This is a genomic window from Mycobacterium paraffinicum (genome assembly GCF_001907675.1).
GTDB lineage: Bacteria > Actinomycetota > Actinomycetes > Mycobacteriales > Mycobacteriaceae > Mycobacterium > Mycobacterium paraffinicum_A.
Genome location: NZ_MPNT01000001.1, coordinates 403,768 through 418,080 on the forward strand (window position 1 = coordinate 403,768; position 14,313 = coordinate 418,080).

Here is a 14,313-nt window from a genome sequence, read left to right on the forward strand (position 1 = left end):
TCGGCCGGCCTTCGCGTCCGCCTAGGTCCCGTCGGTTCAGCCCGAGAGCCGACGGGGCCGCCCCATCTTCGGGCACTCGCTCGCCACACGCTCCCTCGCGGATAGGCCTCATCGTCGCGGCGATCCTGGAGTACCGTGCGGCGTATGGATGGCTCGGCGGGCGTGTGGATCCTGGGCGGCTGGCAAACCGACTTCGCGCGCAACCTGACCAAGGAGGGCCGCGATTTCGCCGCCCTGACCGCCGAGGTCGTCGAGGGCACGCTTGGCACGGCCAAGATGGACCCCGCCGACATCGAGGTGGTGCACGTCGGGAACGCCTTCGGGGAGATGTTTGCCGGCCAGGGCCACCTCGGCGCGATGCCGGCCACGGTCTGCGCCGACCTCTGGGACACCCCCGCCTCGCGCCACGAGGCAGCGTGCGCGTCCGGCAGCATCGCGACGTTGTCGGCAATGGCGGATCTGCGGTCCGGCGCCTACGACACCGCCCTGGTGCTGGGCGTCGAGCTTGAGAAGACCGTGGCCGGCGACACGGCCGCCCAGCACCTGGGCGCCGCCGCGTGGACGGGTCACGAGGGGGCCGGCGCGCGCTACCTCTGGCCGTCGATGTTCGCTCAGGTCGCCGATGAATACGACCGGCGCTACGGCCTGGACGACGCGCATCTGCGGGCCATCGCCCAGCTGAACTTCGCCAACGCGCGACGCAACCCCAACGCCCAGACACGCGGGTGGACGGTGCCCGACCCCATCACGGATGACGACACGATCAACCCCGTCACGGAGGGCCGGTTGCGCCGCTTTGATTGCAGCCAAATGACCGACGGCGGCGCGGGATTGGTTCTGGTCGGCGACGCCTATTTGCGCGCTCATCCCGATGCGCGCCCCATCGGCCGCATCGACGGCTGGGGGCACCGCACGGTGGGACTGGGTCTGCGGCAGAAGCTGGACCGTGCCGCCGACGACCCGTACGTGCTCCCGCATGTGCGGGCCGCGGTGCAGGACGCGCTACGGCGCGCGCGGCTGGCCCTCGACGACCTCGACGGGTACGAGGTGCACGACTGCTTCACCCCCAGCGAGTACCTGGCGATCGACCACATCGGGTTGACCGGCCCGGGTGAGTCGTGGAAAGCGATCGAAAACGGCGAGATCGAAATCGGCGGCCGACTGCCGATCAACCCCAGCGGCGGGCTGATCGGCGGCGGCCACCCGGTCGGCGCCTCGGGTGTGCGGATGCTGCTCGACGCGGCCAAACAGGTCAGCGGCGCAGCCGGCGAGTACCAGGTCGACGGGGCCAAGACCTTCGGCACCCTCAATTTCGGCGGCAGCACCGCCACGACGGTGAGTTTCGTTGTCAGCACCGCAGCAGGTGCCTGACATGGACGTCGCGATCGTCGGCAAGTTTTTGTCCACGCTGCCCGAGGACGACGACCACCCGTACCGGACCGGGCCGTGGCGTCCCCAGACCACCGAGTGGGACGCCGACGACCTGACCGCCGTGGCAGGGGAAATCCCGCGCGACCTGGACGGCATCTACCTGCGTAACACCGAGAACCCGCTGCACCCGGCGCTGCAGACCTATCACCCGTTCGACGGCGACGGCATGCTGCACATGGTCGGCTTCCGCGACGGAAAGGCGTTCTACCGCAATCGTTTTGTGCGGACCGACGGCTTTCTGGCGGAGAACGAGGCCGGCGAGCCACTCTGGCCTGGGCTGGCCGAGCCGGTGCAACTGGCCAAGCGCGAGAGGGGCTGGGGCGCGCGCACCCGGATGAAGGACGCGTCGAGCACCGACGTCGTCGTGCACCGGGGTGTGGCGCTGACCAGCTTCTACCAGTGCGGCGACCTCTACCGGGTGAATCCGTATTCGGGCGAAACCCTGGGCAAGGAGACCTGGAACGGGCGGTTCCCCACCGACTGGGGCGTGTCCGCGCACCCGAAGGTCGACGCCAAGGCCGGCGAACTGCTGTTCTTCAACTACAGCAAGCGGGCCCCGTACATGCGCTACGGCGTCGTCGACCAGAGCAACGAGTTGGTCCACTACGTCGACATCCAGCTGCCAGGACCGCGACTCCCCCACGACATGGCGTTCACCGAAAACTACGTCATCCTCAATGATTTCCCGTTGTTCTGGGACCCCGCCCTACTCGAGCACGACGTGCACGTGCCGCGCTTCTATCCCGACATCCCGTCGCGGTTCGCGATCCTTCCCCGCCGCGGCGGACCCGGCGAAATTCGATGGTTCGAGGCGGACCCGACCTTCGTGCTGCACTTCGTCAACGCCTACGAGGACGGTGACGAGGTCGTGCTCGACGGCTTCTTCGAGGGCGATCCTTCCCCGGCCGACACCGGTGGATCCAAGTGGGACAAGCTATTTCGCTTCCTGGCGCTGGACCGGCTGCAGTCGCGGCTGCACCGGTGGCGGTTCAACCTGACCACCGGCGCCGTGCGGGAAGAGCGGCTGTCGGACTCCATCACCGAGTTCGGCACCATCAATCCCGATTACGCCGCCGGCAACTACCGCTACGCCTACGCCGCGACCGGCAAACCCGGCTGGTTCCTGTTCGACGGGCTGGTCAAACACGACCTGCACACCGGAAGCCAACAGGAATTCTCCTTCGGCGAAGGTGTCTACGGCAGCGAGACGGCGATGGCGCCGCGCGTCGGTGCCACCGGCGAGGACGACGGTTACCTGGTCACGCTGACCACCGACATGAACACCGACGCCTCCTACTGCGTGGTCTTCGACGCCGGCCGGATCGCCGACGGACCGGTGTGCAAACTTCGACTGCCCGAGCGCATCTCGAGCGGCACCCATTCGACGTGGGCACCCGGCGAACAGTTGCGACACTGGGACACCGCGGAGTCGGCGGCCGAAGCGGTGGGGCTGTGATGGCACACCACCCCCGCCGCACCACACACTGGCCCCCGCAGCTGGCGCCGATCGGCGGCATCCGGTTCGCGCGCCGGTCCTCGAACTTCCAAGACACGGTGCGGTTCTACCGCGAGGTCGTCGGGCTGCCGCTCTTCGAGACGTTCGGTGAGAGCTACGGCAGCAACGGCGCCATCTTCGGCCTGCCCAGCTGGAACCTGACCCTGGAGATCGTGGAATCCGCCGAGCCCGTCGCGGTGGACCACCACGAACAGCTGTGCCTGTACTTTCCGGACCGGCCGGCCCAGCAGGAGGCGATTGCGCGGCTGCAGGCCGCGGGACACGAACCGGTCGAACAGCACCCGTACTGGGAGGCGACGGGCGCGGTCACCTACCGCGACCCGGACGGCCGCGAAATTGTGTTCGCGCCCTTCGTGTTCGGCGTCAACGAGCCCGGCGAGAGCGCCAGCTCGGGCAGTCACGAGTTCCCGTCGCCCTAGGTCGTCAGCGGCCGGACCGTCGCGAAGCCAACGCCGTGATGACCGCCGCGATCGAGCACACCACCGCGCAGACCGCCGCCACCGCGCCGACGTAAAGGCCGTACTGCGCCGACACCGGCGGATTGACGTTCAGCTTGTAGTACCACGCCGTGAGCGCGACGATCAGCAACGAGATCAACAGTGCGCCAACCGAAGCCAGCCGCACGGACAGGCCGCGGCCGACCATCGCGCCGGTGACCAGCAGCGCCGAGGACAACAGGACGATGAGCTGGCCCGCGCCGAATCCGCGCGGGAGTTCCAGGTTGCCGTGCGCGCCCCCGATGGCGTTGGCCCAGCCTCCACCGTTGACGGCCGTCGTCAGCCACGGCAGCCACGCACTGGCCGAGATCACCAACGCGAAAAGCGCCACCAGCCAACCAGGGCGCAGCCGGGGAGTCATGCTAGCGAGATTAACCGACTAGGGACCGTACCTGTGCGATCGAGCGTCACGCTAGCGTGGCGCCCGCGAGCAACCAACACGCCAGCGTGACGCTCGGGCGGAATGGTACGCGATCAGCGTCGAACGCCGCCGTGTCCGTTCATGCCGGGGTCGGGTCTGGTGAACACCGTGACGAAGTTCTGCAGCGACGTGTCGATGTCGCCGCGCAGGGCGGCGGCGACGATCATGCCGATCGGCCCGAACAGCGCCGGGCCGCCGAGGTGCACGTCGAAGCTGACGATGGAGCCCTCCTCGGCGGGCTGGATCTTCGCCATCAGCTTGACCTTCACGCCGCCGACACCGTCGCCGTTGAGCGTCATGCCTTCCGGCGGCTTGTACCGCACGACCGTCCATTTGATCCGGTTGTACATGCCCTTGACTTCGACGATCGACTCCACAACCGTGCCCTTGTCGATGTCGTCGGGCAGTTTGCTGCGCCACACCCGGTGGATGGTCAGCCAGTCCTTGTACCGGGACAGGTCGGAGGCATGCTTCCAGGCCACCTCGGGCGGCAGCGGGACGTCGATGGATCCGGAGAGTTTCGCCATGAGCTCAGTTCTGGTTGTCGCCTTTTGCCGCGGCGTCGGCCGCCTTCTTGGCTTCTTCCTGGACTTTGTGGATGGTGTCCGAGTATTTCCCCTGCGTCTTGTCGTCGACGAATTCGCCGGCCTTGTCGATCGCCGTCTCGACCTTGTCGGCGTTCTGCGACAGCAGGTCTTTGGCCTTGTCGAAGAATCCCATGTACCCCGTCCTTTCCCCGCCGGAAATCCTACTAAGCTTGCGGGCCCGCGCTCCGGGTGGTCAGCGCCACAACCGCGGCTGCACGCCCAGCATCCGGGCCCGGATCCACCACATCGCCTCGACGGCGGCGACGCCCAGCACACCGATCCCCACGGCGGTCGAGGTCACCACCACGTCGGAGGGGTCGAGCAGGAACGCCTTGCGGGCCAGCGGGATGCTGAAGATCAGCACGTAGGCCAGGGCCGAGGCGATGACCAGCGCAACCCGCCACCATTGGTAGGGACGGGCGACCACCGCGAGCACCCACAGCGCCGTCATCAGCAGCGTGATCAGGGCCGCGGTGGACGCCTGCTCCTGTTGCTGGAAGGTCGCATGCCGACCGTGGTAGGCCAGCAGGTAGGACGCGAAGGTGGCGGTGCCGACGATCAGCCCGGACGGCAGCGCCGAGCTCAGCACCCGCCGGACGAAGCCCGGGTAGGCGCGCTCGTTGTTGGGGGCGAGCGACAAGATGAACGACGGGATCCCGATGGTGAACCACGCCGCGATCGTCACGTGAATCGGCTGAAACGGGTAAAGCAGGGGATCGGCCTTGATCGCTTTGGAGAACAGGCATTCGATGCCGACCAGCAGCGCCAGCAGCACCGAGTAGACGGTCTTGGTCAAGAACAGGTTGGCGACCCGCTCGATGTTGCCGATCACCCGCCGGCCCTCGCCGACGACGTACGGCAGGGTGGCAAACCTGTTGTCCAGCAAAACGATCTGCGCGACAGCCCGCGACGCCGGGCTGCCGGCGCCCATCGCGACGCCGATGTCGGCGTCCTTGAGCGCCAGCACGTCGTTGACGCCGTCGCCGGTCATCGCGACGGTATGCCCGTGCGATTGCAGGGCGTGCACGATCGAGCGCTTCTGGTCGGGCCGCACCCGGCCGAACGTGGTGTAGGCATCCAGCGCGTCGGCCAATTGCGCGGGTTCCGACGGCAGCCGGCGCGCGTCCATCGTCTCACCGCGCAGCCCGAGCTTGTCGGCGACCGCGCCCACCGACACGGCGTTGTCGCCGGAGATCACCTTCACCGAAACACCCTGTTCGGCAAAGTAATCCAACGTCTCGGCGGCATCGGGACGGACCCTCTGCTCGAGGACCACCAACGCGACGGGGGTGACGCGACCCGGGGCGTCCGGGTGGTCGACGGCCACGTCGCCGGTGCCGACCAGCAGCACCCGCAACCCCTGCGCGCCGATCCGCTCGGCCCGCTCGGCCGCCGCCGACGCCGGATCGAGCAGGACGTCCGGCGCTCCGATCACCCAGTTGCCGTGGTCGCCGTAGGACACCCCGCTCCACTTGGTGGCCGACTTGAACGGCGCGGTAGCCGTGACGACCCAATCGGGTGGTGCGTGATAGGTCTCGGCGATCGCCTGCATGCTGGCGTTGGGGCGCGGGTCGGCGGCGGCCAACGCCGCCAGTGCGTCCTCGACGTTGTTCCGTTGCGCCGCTTCGAGTTCCTCGACGCCGGCGACGCTCATGCCGTTTTCGGTCAGGGTGCCGGTCTTGTCCGCGCAGACCACGTCGACCCTGGCGAGCCCTTCGATGGCGGGCAGCTCCTGCACCAGGCACCGGCGCTGGCCGAGCCGGATCACCCCGACGGCGAACGCGACCGAAGTCAGCAGGACAAGTCCTTCGGGCACCATCGGCACCAGCGCACCCACCGTCCGCAGCACCGACTGCCGCCACCCCGCATGGGTGGTGAAGAACTGGGTGTAGATCGTCAACAGGCCGGCCGGAATCAACAGGTAGGTGATGAACTGCAGGATCCGGTTGATCCCAGTGCGCAGTTCGGATTTGACCAAGGTGAACTTGCTGGCCTCCTCGGCGAGCTTGGCGGCGTAGGCCTCCGGCCCGACCTTGGTGGCGCGGTAGGCGCCCGTCCCCGCCACGACGAAGCTTCCCGACATCACGGCGTCGCCGGTGGCCTTGCCGATCGGGTCGGCCTCACCGGTCAGCAGCGACTCGTCGATCTCCAGGTTGGTCTCTTCGACGACCCGGCCGTCGACGACGACCTGGTCGCCGGGACCGAGTTCGATGATGTCGTCGAGCACCACCTCCGAGGGCGGCAGGGTGCGGGTCCCGGATTCCCTACGCACCAACGGTTTCGCCTGTCCCACGATCGCCAGGGCGTCCAGCGTCCGCTTGGCCCGGATCTCCTGCACCATGCCGACGACGCTGTTGGCGACGATGAGCAGGCCGAACATCCCGTTGATCAGCGAGCCCGTCGCCAGCACGATCAGCAACAGCACCCCCAGTATCGCGTTGATCCGGGTGAAGACATTGGCCCGCACGATGTCGGGGATGCTGCGGGTGGCGCGTTCGCGGACGGCGTTACTCTTCCCGTCGGCGACCCGCTGCGCCACCTCGGCATCGGTCAGACCGGCGATCATCGGGTGAACGTTCCCAGCTTGTCGGAGTCGTAGTACTCCAGGTTCAGCGTGTTGCCTGAGAACACGGCCTTGGAAACCGTTCCGGGCGGCGCGTTTTCGTCGGTCAGACCGAAGGTGAAGGTGTCGCCGTCCCAATGGCTCACGGTGACCGAACGGTTCCTCGGTCCCATCGCCAGTTGCAGTGCACCGTCGCGTTCCGTGACGATGGCCGGGCCCCAGTAGTCGCTCGCGTACACGCCGGTGTAGTCGCCGAGCGGTCTGGACGGGGCCGGGTTCGCCGGTGGCTGCTTGCCGACCAGCGAGCCCTGCGGATTGTTCAGCCAGCCGATCGCCTTCTTGTACAAGGCTGCCCAGTCCTCGCGGATCTGGCCGTACTCAACGAGATCCATAAATTGGGCGGTCAGCGTCTCCGGAATGCCGTAGGGCGCGCCGTTGGTCAACGCGATGATGCCCAGGTCCTCCGAGGGCAGCACGACGAAGTTCGTCGCCGCCCCCAGATCGAAGGCGCCGGAATGGCTGACTTGGGTGCGCCCCGAGGAATCAACCGACGCGTTGAAGCCGTATCCGTAGAACCCGGGGCGCGCCCCAGGCGTCTTCGCGGGCGCGGAAACCACCTGCGGGCTGATCGCCGGCAGTATGGCTTCCGGCGCACTGATCCGCCGGCCGTCGTAGGTTCCGTTGCCCAGCAACATCGTCAGCCAGCGAGCCATGTCGCTCGCCGAGGAGCTCACGCCGCCCGCCGGTGACTGCGGGTCCGGGTCACGCTGGAATCGGGCCTCCCATTTGTCGGCGATCTTGATGTGGTTGACCGCGCGGTTCGGACGGGCGAGAAAGTCTGCGAATCGCGAACTCGTCGCTGTCATTCCCAGGGGCCGGTAGAGCACCTCGTCGGACAGGTCCTCCCATGACCTGCCTGCCGCGGCGGCCACCGCCTCGGCGGCCGCCGTAACCCCGTAATTGGTGTAGGCGTAGCTGGCGCGAAATGGGGCCAGCGGCAGGTACTTCAACCGTTCGAGGGTCTGCCGGCGGTCGTAGCCCAGGTCTTCGAGTTTGTCGCCGGCGTGGTCGGGCAGCCCGGAACGGTGCGAATACAGGTCGGCGACGGTCACGTGGCTGGTGACGTAGGGATCGCTGAGGGCGAACCACGGCAGCTTGGACGCCACCGGGGTGTCCCACGCGACGACATTCGCGCTGACTTCGTGCGCGACCACCGTGGACCCGACGGATTTGGACACCGACGCCAACTGGAAGACCGTGTCGGCGTCGACCTTGTTGTCTTGACCTTGCCCCTTGCCGATGTCCTTGACGCCAAAGCCCTTGGCGTACAGTATTTTCCCACCGTGGACGATCGCCACGGCCATTCCCGGGACGCCGGTGCTCTTCATCAGGTCGCCGACCAGACCGTCGACCTTCGCGACGGCGCCGTCGATGCGGCCAGCGGGAATCGCAATGCCGGACACCTCGTTGGGCGGTGCGTCAGAGAGCGCTGGCGGGCGGGAAGCCGGTTGCGCGGGCCCGCATCCGGTCATCCCGAGCAGCACCGTGACAGCGGCCACGGCCGCGCGTTTCGTCATGGCGGCACCTTAGCGCGGGGACGTTGCTGGGCCCCCGAATCAGAGCCGCCACCAGGGGTTCGATTTCGGCGGCGCCGTCTGATCGATGCGCTGGCCCGGGGCGGGCACCGCGACGTTGACCCGTTCCTGTTCCGCGGCGGTGAGCAGTCGCTCGACCGGCTCGTCCCACGGGTGGGGTGCCAGCCGGAAGGTGCCCCAGTGGATCGGCACGAGCAGCCCGGCCTCGGTGAGGTCCAGGTGCGCCCGGACCGCCTCCTCGGGGTTCATGTGGACGTCCGGCCATGCGGTGTTGTAGGCGCCGATGGGCAGCAGGGTCAGGTCGAACGGCCCGTGCTCTTCGCCGATGTGCGCGAAGCTCTTGGTGTAGCCGCTGTCGCCGCCGAAATACGCGCGATGATTCGGGCCGACGAATGCCCACGACGCCCACAGCGTGGTGTTGCGGTCCAGGAAGCGGCCCGAGAAGTGCCGCGCCGGCAGGCAAGTCACGATGAGCTCGTCGAGCTTGGCGCTCTGATGCCAGTCGAGTTCGACGATGCGATGGTCCGGTATCCCCCAGGTGCGCAGGTGGGCGCCGACACCGAGCGGCACGAAGAACGGGGCCCGCTGCGTGTGAGCCAGCGCGACCACCGTGTCGATGTCGAGGTGGTCGTAGTGGTCATGGCTGATCACCACCGCATCGACGGCGGGCAGCCCTTCCAGTTGCACCGGCGGCGGATGCAACCGTCGCGGCCCGACGATGTCCGACGGCGAGCACCGGTCGCTCCACACCGGGTCGGTGAGTATCCGGTAGCCGTCGATCTCCAGCAGCACCGTCGAGTGGCCGAACCAGCTGGCGGCCAGCCGCCGGGGATCACCGTCGAAGATCGCCGGCGCGGCCAACGGGATCGGCGAGGCCGGCCGGCCCACGCTGCGGTTACCGATCAGCTCCCACAGGACCAGCCGCATCTCCTCGCGATCCATCATGAAGTTGGAGGCGGGGTCGAGGTTGACGAATACGCCGTCGCGGTAGTTCGGTGACCCTTCCGCCACCGCCCTGATCGCGGCGGGGTGCGCACCGAGGGCCGCCGGTGCGCCGTGCAGCGCCCGCACCAACCAGCTGCCGGCCGCCAGCGATGCCGTACCCGCGGCCAGCCGCAGCGCCCCCCGCAGCATGACCCTCAGGCCCCCGTGAACTTCGGCGGTCGCTTCTCGATGCGGGCCACCTGGGCTTCGATGACGTCCTGGCTCCCCCACGCTTTGTCGAAGAGCTCCTTGTGCAGCGGCAACGAGTCGTCCATGGCACCGTCATCGTTGAGCACCCGCTTGGCGTGCTGGATCGCCAGCGGGGCCAGGCTGGCGATCTCGGCGCCCCAGGCCTGGGCGTCGGCCAGTGTCCCGATGCGGTTGGCCAATCCACACTGCAGCGCCACTTCGGGCGTCAGCTTCTCCGCGGTCAGCAGCATCGCGCTGGCCCGGCCATGACCGACCAGCGAAGACAGTCGACGAATGCTCCAATTGTCCAGGGCCAGGCCGTATTTCGAGGTCGGAAACTGAAAGAACGCCTCCGGTGCGACGACCCGCAGATCGCAGCGCATGGCCAGCTGCAGGCCGGCGCCGATGGCCGGACCGTTGATGGCGCCGATCACCGGGATCAGCGTGGCATCCATCAACTTGTGCAGCTCGATGAGCCGGTCGGGGTAGTCGGCGGCGAACGCGTCGCCGCTCAGGTCCGCGCCGGCGCAGAACGCCGTGCCCTGGCCGGTCAGCACGATGGCCCGAACGGTGCCGTCGCTGGCCTTCTGGAAGGTCTCCCGCAGCTCCTCGACGAGCTGCGAATTGAGGGCATTGCGGCGCTCGGGCCGCTGCAGCTCAATGGTCAGCACGGCTTCGGCCTGGGTAACACCGATCATGGCAGCCACCCTATATAGCCTCGTGTCGTGAGTCGTATCACGGCTGCTCAGCTCCGCGACGCGGTGCTGGACGACGGTTCCTTCATCCGCTGGGACAGCCAGCCGCTCGCTGTCCCGGCCAGCGAGGCGTATTCGCGAGAATTGGCCGACGCACGGGCGGCCACCGGCCTCGACGAATCGGTGCTGACCGGCGAGGGCCGCATCTTCGGGCGCCGGGTGGCGGTCGTGATGTGCGAGTTCGGTTTCCTGGGCGGCTCGATCGGCGTGGCGGCGGCCGAGCGGATCACCGCCGCGGTGCAGCGAGCGACCGCCGAAGGCCTGCCGTTGCTGGCCTCGCCGAGCTCCGGCGGCACCCGCATGCAGGAGGGCACGGTCGCCTTTCTGCAGATGGTGAAGATCGCCGCGGCGGTACGCCTGCACAAGCAGGCCCACCTGCCGTATTTGGTCTACCTGCGCAACCCGACCACCGGCGGGGTGTTCGCGTCGTGGGGTTCGCTCGGCCATGTCACGGTGGCCGAGCCGGGTGCCCTGATCGGCTTCCTCGGGCCCCGGGTGTACCGGCTGCTCTACGGCGAACCCTTTCCCGAGGGTGTCCAGACGGCGGAGAACCTGCACCGCCACGGCGTGATCGACGGTGTCATCGCGGTCGACGAGCTGCGCCGGATGCTCAACCGCGCCTTGACCGTCATCGCCGACCCACCCGAACCGCTACCCGCGTCCCCGCCGCCCGAACCGATTCCCGACGTGCCGGCGTGGGACTCCGTGGTGGCGTCGCGCCGCCCCGACCGGCCGGGTGTCGGGCTCGTGCTGCGCCACGGCGCCACCGATTTGGTGCTGTTGTCGGGGACGGGGCAGGGGGAAGCGGCGACGACCCTGTTGGCGCTGGCCCGCTTCGCCGGTCAGCCCGCGGTGGTGCTGGGCCAGCAACGGGTGACGGGCGGGACGGTAGGCCCCGCGTCGCTCCGCGAGGCCCGGCGCGGCATGGCGCTGGCCGCCGAGCTGCGCCTGCCGCTGGTGCTGGTGATCGACACCGCGGGGCCCGCGTTGTCGGCCGAGGCCGAACAGGGCGGGCTGGCCGGCCAGATCGCCCAGTGCCTGGCCGAGCTGGTCACGCTCGACATCCCGACAGTGTCGGTACTGCTCGGCCAGGGCAGCGGCGGGCCTGCGCTGGCGATGGTGCCCGCCGACCGGGTGCTGGCCGCGCTGCACGGCTGGCTGGCGCCCCTACCGCCGGAAGGCGCCAGCGCGATCGTCTTCCGCGACACCGATCACGCCGCCGAACTTGCTGCCCTGCAAGGCATTCGGTCGCTCGACCTGCTGGCGTCGGGCATCGTCGACGCCGTGGTACCGGAGCATCCCGATGCCGCCGATGAACCGGTCGAGTTCTGCCAGCGGCTCTCGCGCGCCATCGCCGCCGAGGTGCACGGGCTGCGCGGACTACCGGCGGGCGAGCGGCTGGCCACCCGATTGCAACGCTATCGCCGCATCGGGTTGCCGTGAGATCGCACCCAGCGACTCGCGACACATAAACCACGCACACGACCGCAAACCGTCGCCGTGGTTCAATTCGCCTCCGGCAGCCCGAGGTAGCGCTGAATGGTGGGGCCGAGCCAGTCGACGATCTCGTCGCGGCTCATCTGGACGACCGGTGGTAGCCGTAACACGAAGCGACACAACGCCATCCCCAGGATCTGGGTCGCGATCAGCCCCGCCCGCACACCGGACTCTTGGGACGGCACCAAGGCGTCCACCAGCGGCCGGATCTGGGCACCGAAGATCTCGTGCATGCGTTGCGCCGCTTCCCCGTTGGTGGTGCTGGACCGCAACAGGATCACCAGCGCATCGTCGCCTTCCCAACGTTCGAGGAAGTGCCCAACCAGCGAGCGCCCGATCTGGGTCGGTTCGGTCGTCGTGAAGTCGGGGAACCGCAGGTCGAATTCGGCTGCGGCGGCGAACAGCTTGTCCTTGCTGCCGTAGTAGCGCATGACCATCGCGGGATCAATCCCCGCGTCGGCGGCGATGGCGCGAATCGTCGCGCCCTGAAAGCCCACCGCGCCGAAGCGCTCGCGGGCCGCCGCCAGGATAACCGCCTTGGTCTCCTCCGACGACCTCCTCATGCCAACAAGCGTAGGCCAACAACTGTTGACTTAGCGCAACCGACGCGCAAGCATGGAGTTACGTCAACAAGCGTTGACTAATCCATGAACGGAGAGGAGCCGACCATGGAAGACACCGATGTCCTGGTGGCAGGCGCCGGCCCGACCGGGCTGACACTCGGCGCGGCACTGCTCAGCCGCGGAATTCGGGTGACCCTGGTGGACAAGCTGACCGCGGGCGCCAACACGTCCCGCGCCGCGGCCGTCAACGCCCGCACCCTGGAAGTGCTTGAAGAGCTCGACGTGACCAGGCGCATGGTCAAGGCCGGGGTGATCGCGCCGCGATTCACCATGCGACAGGGCCGGCGCATCCTGATCCCCGTCGACTTCAGCGAGCTGCCGACCGAACATCCGTACACCCTGATGCTTTCCCAGGCCGACACAGAGCGGCTGCTTCTCGAGCGTCTGCGGGAGTTGGGCGGCGACGTGATCCGCCCCAAGACGCTCAGCCACATCACCCAGGACGCGAACGGGGTCACGGCCACCTTCGACGACGGCGACATCGTCAGGGCGGGCTACGCGGTCGGGGCCGACGGCATGAACAGCACCGTTCGCGCCCAAGCCGGAATCGGCTTTGCCGGCGGCGAATTCGCGGAGTCCTTCACGCTCGCCGACGTGCGAGTGACCGGCGAAGCGCCCAGCAACGAGGTGATCCTGTTCTACGCCAAAGATGGCCTCACGGTTTTGGCGCCGCTGCCCGGTGACATCTTCCGCGTCGTCGCCCCCACCGCCGATGCGCCGCAACAGCCTTCACCGGAGTTTGTGCAGGCGCTCCTGGATACCCGCGGCTTCGGGCCGGGCCGAACGGTCGTGACCGAGCTGGTATGGGGATCGCGCTTTCACATCCATCACCGCGTCGCCGACAGTTACCGGGCCGGCCGGCTGCTGCTGGCCGGCGACGCGGCCCACGTGCATAGCCCGGCCGGGGGCCAGGGAATGAACCTGGGGATCACCGACGCGATGGCCCTGGCCGGGGCGCTCGCCGAGGTGTTGGGAGGCGGCCCGGACGCCGCACTGGACGCCTACAGCGTTGCGCAGCGCCGACGCGCGGAGCGGGTGCTGAAACTGACGGGACGCCTAACGCGGGTGTCGACGCTGCCACGCCCGTTGCGCCCCCTCCGCAACACCGGAATGCGCCTGGCCGCAGGCGTTCCGGCGGTGCGTCGGCGGCTCGCCGTCCGATTGAGCGGGTTGGCACCAGGTGACTAAGCCGCCCGGCGCCAACATGATTTGCCACGCGGCGCGGCAATGAGCCGCGGCGCCGTTGGCCGTAAACACGCCTGCGCACGCGCCGCAGTTGACGTGCCGCTACGAGAGCATCGCGTTTCGCGACACATAGCCGTATAGCAAAACCGGGTTTCACGACGCGCGCGACAAACCACGTGAGATTCTCAAGTCAAGCCGCTTGATTGGCCGGTTGACGCTCCGCGGCTGCCGGAGTATCTCCATACGCGCTATTAATAACCGCGAGCGCAACCGCAATCCTACAACTGTTCAATAAAGACGCGATCGGCAGATTATTGAAAACACGGCGGTAAAGGCACTTGCAGACGGAGGGGCGCCGCTCTCAGCGTGGCACGCCGCTGTGATTTGGCTAACAAAAGCTATCGCCCGCTAGTTTGCTCCTTAGGCCGAGAGTACGCTCCGTCTAGCTTTGGAACCGCTCTGACATGCAC

General features: G+C 68.1%; 13 protein-coding genes. 5 read left to right on the plus strand and 8 right to left on the minus strand.

All coding sequences use genetic code 11. From position 1 onward, the window contains the following. Positions 1 to 144: 144 nt before the first annotated feature. From BRW65_RS01885 to BRW65_RS01895, 3 genes are read left to right on the plus strand one after another with little or no spacing between them, the layout of a single operon-like run. Positions 145 to 1,371 carry an acetyl-CoA acetyltransferase gene (locus BRW65_RS01885; RefSeq protein WP_073870588.1) on the plus strand — a complete coding sequence of 409 codons (1,227 nt, stop codon included), beginning with the start codon at positions 145 to 147 and terminating at the stop codon, positions 1,369 to 1,371. Between the two features lies 1 nt (position 1,372). Next, a complete protein-coding gene (locus tag BRW65_RS01890) occupies positions 1,373 to 2,887 on the plus strand; it encodes a carotenoid oxygenase family protein (RefSeq protein ID WP_073870590.1) in 1,515 nt (504 codons plus the stop codon). Next, positions 2,887 to 3,366, plus strand: coding sequence for a VOC family protein (locus tag BRW65_RS01895; protein ID WP_073870593.1), 480 nt, complete (start codon positions 2,887 to 2,889; stop codon positions 3,364 to 3,366). Before BRW65_RS01890 ends, BRW65_RS01895 begins: the two co-directional genes overlap by 1 nt. Before the next feature lie 4 nt (positions 3,367 to 3,370). On the opposite strand, the gene BRW65_RS01900 is transcribed toward BRW65_RS01895, so the two are convergent. The 7 genes from BRW65_RS01900 to BRW65_RS01930 all read right to left on the minus strand — a co-directional run bounded on the left by BRW65_RS01900 (position 3,371) and on the right by BRW65_RS01930 (position 10,481). Further along, positions 3,371 to 3,805, minus strand: a complete 435-nt coding sequence (locus BRW65_RS01900; RefSeq protein WP_073870596.1) for a hypothetical protein — start codon at positions 3,803 to 3,805, stop codon at positions 3,371 to 3,373. A 113-nt stretch (positions 3,806 to 3,918) separates the two neighbouring features. Continuing rightward, a complete protein-coding gene (locus BRW65_RS01905) occupies positions 3,919 to 4,392 on the minus strand; it encodes a type II toxin-antitoxin system Rv0910 family toxin (protein ID WP_073870599.1) in 474 nt (157 codons plus the stop codon). A 4-nt stretch (positions 4,393 to 4,396) separates the two neighbouring features. After that, on the minus strand, positions 4,397 to 4,585 hold the full coding sequence (locus tag BRW65_RS01910) for an antitoxin (protein WP_073870602.1): 189 nt from the start codon (positions 4,583 to 4,585) through the stop codon (positions 4,397 to 4,399). 60 nt (positions 4,586 to 4,645) lie between these two features. Continuing rightward, positions 4,646 to 7,018: a cation-translocating P-type ATPase gene (locus tag BRW65_RS01915; RefSeq protein WP_073870605.1), complete on the minus strand. Its 2,373-nt coding sequence runs from the start codon at positions 7,016 to 7,018 to the stop codon at positions 4,646 to 4,648. Then, complete coding sequence (locus BRW65_RS01920; protein ID WP_073870608.1) at positions 7,015 to 8,592, minus strand: serine hydrolase; 1,578 nt, start codon at positions 8,590 to 8,592, stop codon at positions 7,015 to 7,017. The genes BRW65_RS01915 and BRW65_RS01920 overlap by 4 nt, the downstream gene beginning before the upstream one ends. A 39-nt stretch (positions 8,593 to 8,631) precedes the next feature. Then, positions 8,632 to 9,744 (minus strand): MBL fold metallo-hydrolase, encoded by a 1,113-nt coding sequence (locus BRW65_RS01925; RefSeq protein WP_073870611.1) that lies wholly within the window; start codon positions 9,742 to 9,744, stop codon positions 8,632 to 8,634. A 5-nt stretch (positions 9,745 to 9,749) separates the two neighbouring features. Then, positions 9,750 to 10,481 carry an enoyl-CoA hydratase gene (locus BRW65_RS01930; protein WP_073870614.1) on the minus strand — a complete coding sequence of 244 codons (732 nt, stop codon included), beginning with the start codon at positions 10,479 to 10,481 and terminating at the stop codon, positions 9,750 to 9,752. Between the two features lie 27 nt (positions 10,482 to 10,508). On the opposite strand from BRW65_RS01930, the gene BRW65_RS01935 reads away from it, so the two are divergent. After that, positions 10,509 to 11,981 (plus strand): acetyl-coenzyme A carboxylase carboxyl transferase subunits beta/alpha, encoded by a 1,473-nt coding sequence (locus tag BRW65_RS01935; protein ID WP_073870617.1) that lies wholly within the window; start codon positions 10,509 to 10,511, stop codon positions 11,979 to 11,981. A 62-nt stretch (positions 11,982 to 12,043) separates the two neighbouring features. Here BRW65_RS01935 and BRW65_RS01940 read toward each other — a convergent pair whose 3' ends face one another. Beyond that, positions 12,044 to 12,598 carry a TetR/AcrR family transcriptional regulator gene (locus BRW65_RS01940; RefSeq protein ID WP_073870620.1) on the minus strand — a complete coding sequence of 185 codons (555 nt, stop codon included), beginning with the start codon at positions 12,596 to 12,598 and terminating at the stop codon, positions 12,044 to 12,046. A gap of 105 nt (positions 12,599 to 12,703) precedes the next feature. Here BRW65_RS01940 and BRW65_RS01945 point away from each other — a divergent pair, with 105 nt between their 5' ends. Then, positions 12,704 to 13,846, plus strand: a complete 1,143-nt coding sequence (locus BRW65_RS01945) for an FAD-dependent oxidoreductase (RefSeq protein WP_073870990.1) — start codon at positions 12,704 to 12,706, stop codon at positions 13,844 to 13,846. Positions 13,847 to 14,313 lie beyond the last annotated feature (467 nt).

Excerpts from the sequence above, each read along its gene's own strand:
- BRW65_RS01885 (WP_073870588.1), top strand. The coding sequence starts at position 145 with ATGGATGGCTCGGCGGGCGTGTGGATCCTGGGCGGCTGGCAAACCGAC.
- BRW65_RS01890 (WP_073870590.1), top strand. The coding sequence starts at position 1,373 with ATGGACGTCGCGATCGTCGGCAAGTTTTTGTCCACGCTGCCCGAGGAC.
- BRW65_RS01895 (WP_073870593.1), top strand. The coding sequence starts at position 2,887 with ATGGCACACCACCCCCGCCGCACCACACACTGGCCCCCGCAGCTGGCG.
- BRW65_RS01900 (WP_073870596.1), bottom strand. The coding sequence starts at position 3,805 with ATGACTCCCCGGCTGCGCCCTGGTTGGCTGGTGGCGCTTTTCGCGTTG.
- BRW65_RS01905 (WP_073870599.1), bottom strand. The coding sequence starts at position 4,392 with ATGGCGAAACTCTCCGGATCCATCGACGTCCCGCTGCCGCCCGAGGTG.
- BRW65_RS01910 (WP_073870602.1), bottom strand. The coding sequence starts at position 4,585 with ATGGGATTCTTCGACAAGGCCAAAGACCTGCTGTCGCAGAACGCCGAC.
- BRW65_RS01915 (WP_073870605.1), bottom strand. The coding sequence starts at position 7,018 with ATGATCGCCGGTCTGACCGATGCCGAGGTGGCGCAGCGGGTCGCCGAC.
- BRW65_RS01920 (WP_073870608.1), bottom strand. The coding sequence starts at position 8,592 with ATGACGAAACGCGCGGCCGTGGCCGCTGTCACGGTGCTGCTCGGGATG.
- BRW65_RS01925 (WP_073870611.1), bottom strand. The coding sequence starts at position 9,744 with ATGCTGCGGGGGGCGCTGCGGCTGGCCGCGGGTACGGCATCGCTGGCG.
- BRW65_RS01930 (WP_073870614.1), bottom strand. The coding sequence starts at position 10,481 with ATGATCGGTGTTACCCAGGCCGAAGCCGTGCTGACCATTGAGCTGCAG.
- BRW65_RS01940 (WP_073870620.1), bottom strand. The coding sequence starts at position 12,598 with ATGAGGAGGTCGTCGGAGGAGACCAAGGCGGTTATCCTGGCGGCGGCC.
- BRW65_RS01945 (WP_073870990.1), top strand. The coding sequence starts at position 12,704 with ATGGAAGACACCGATGTCCTGGTGGCAGGCGCCGGCCCGACCGGGCTG.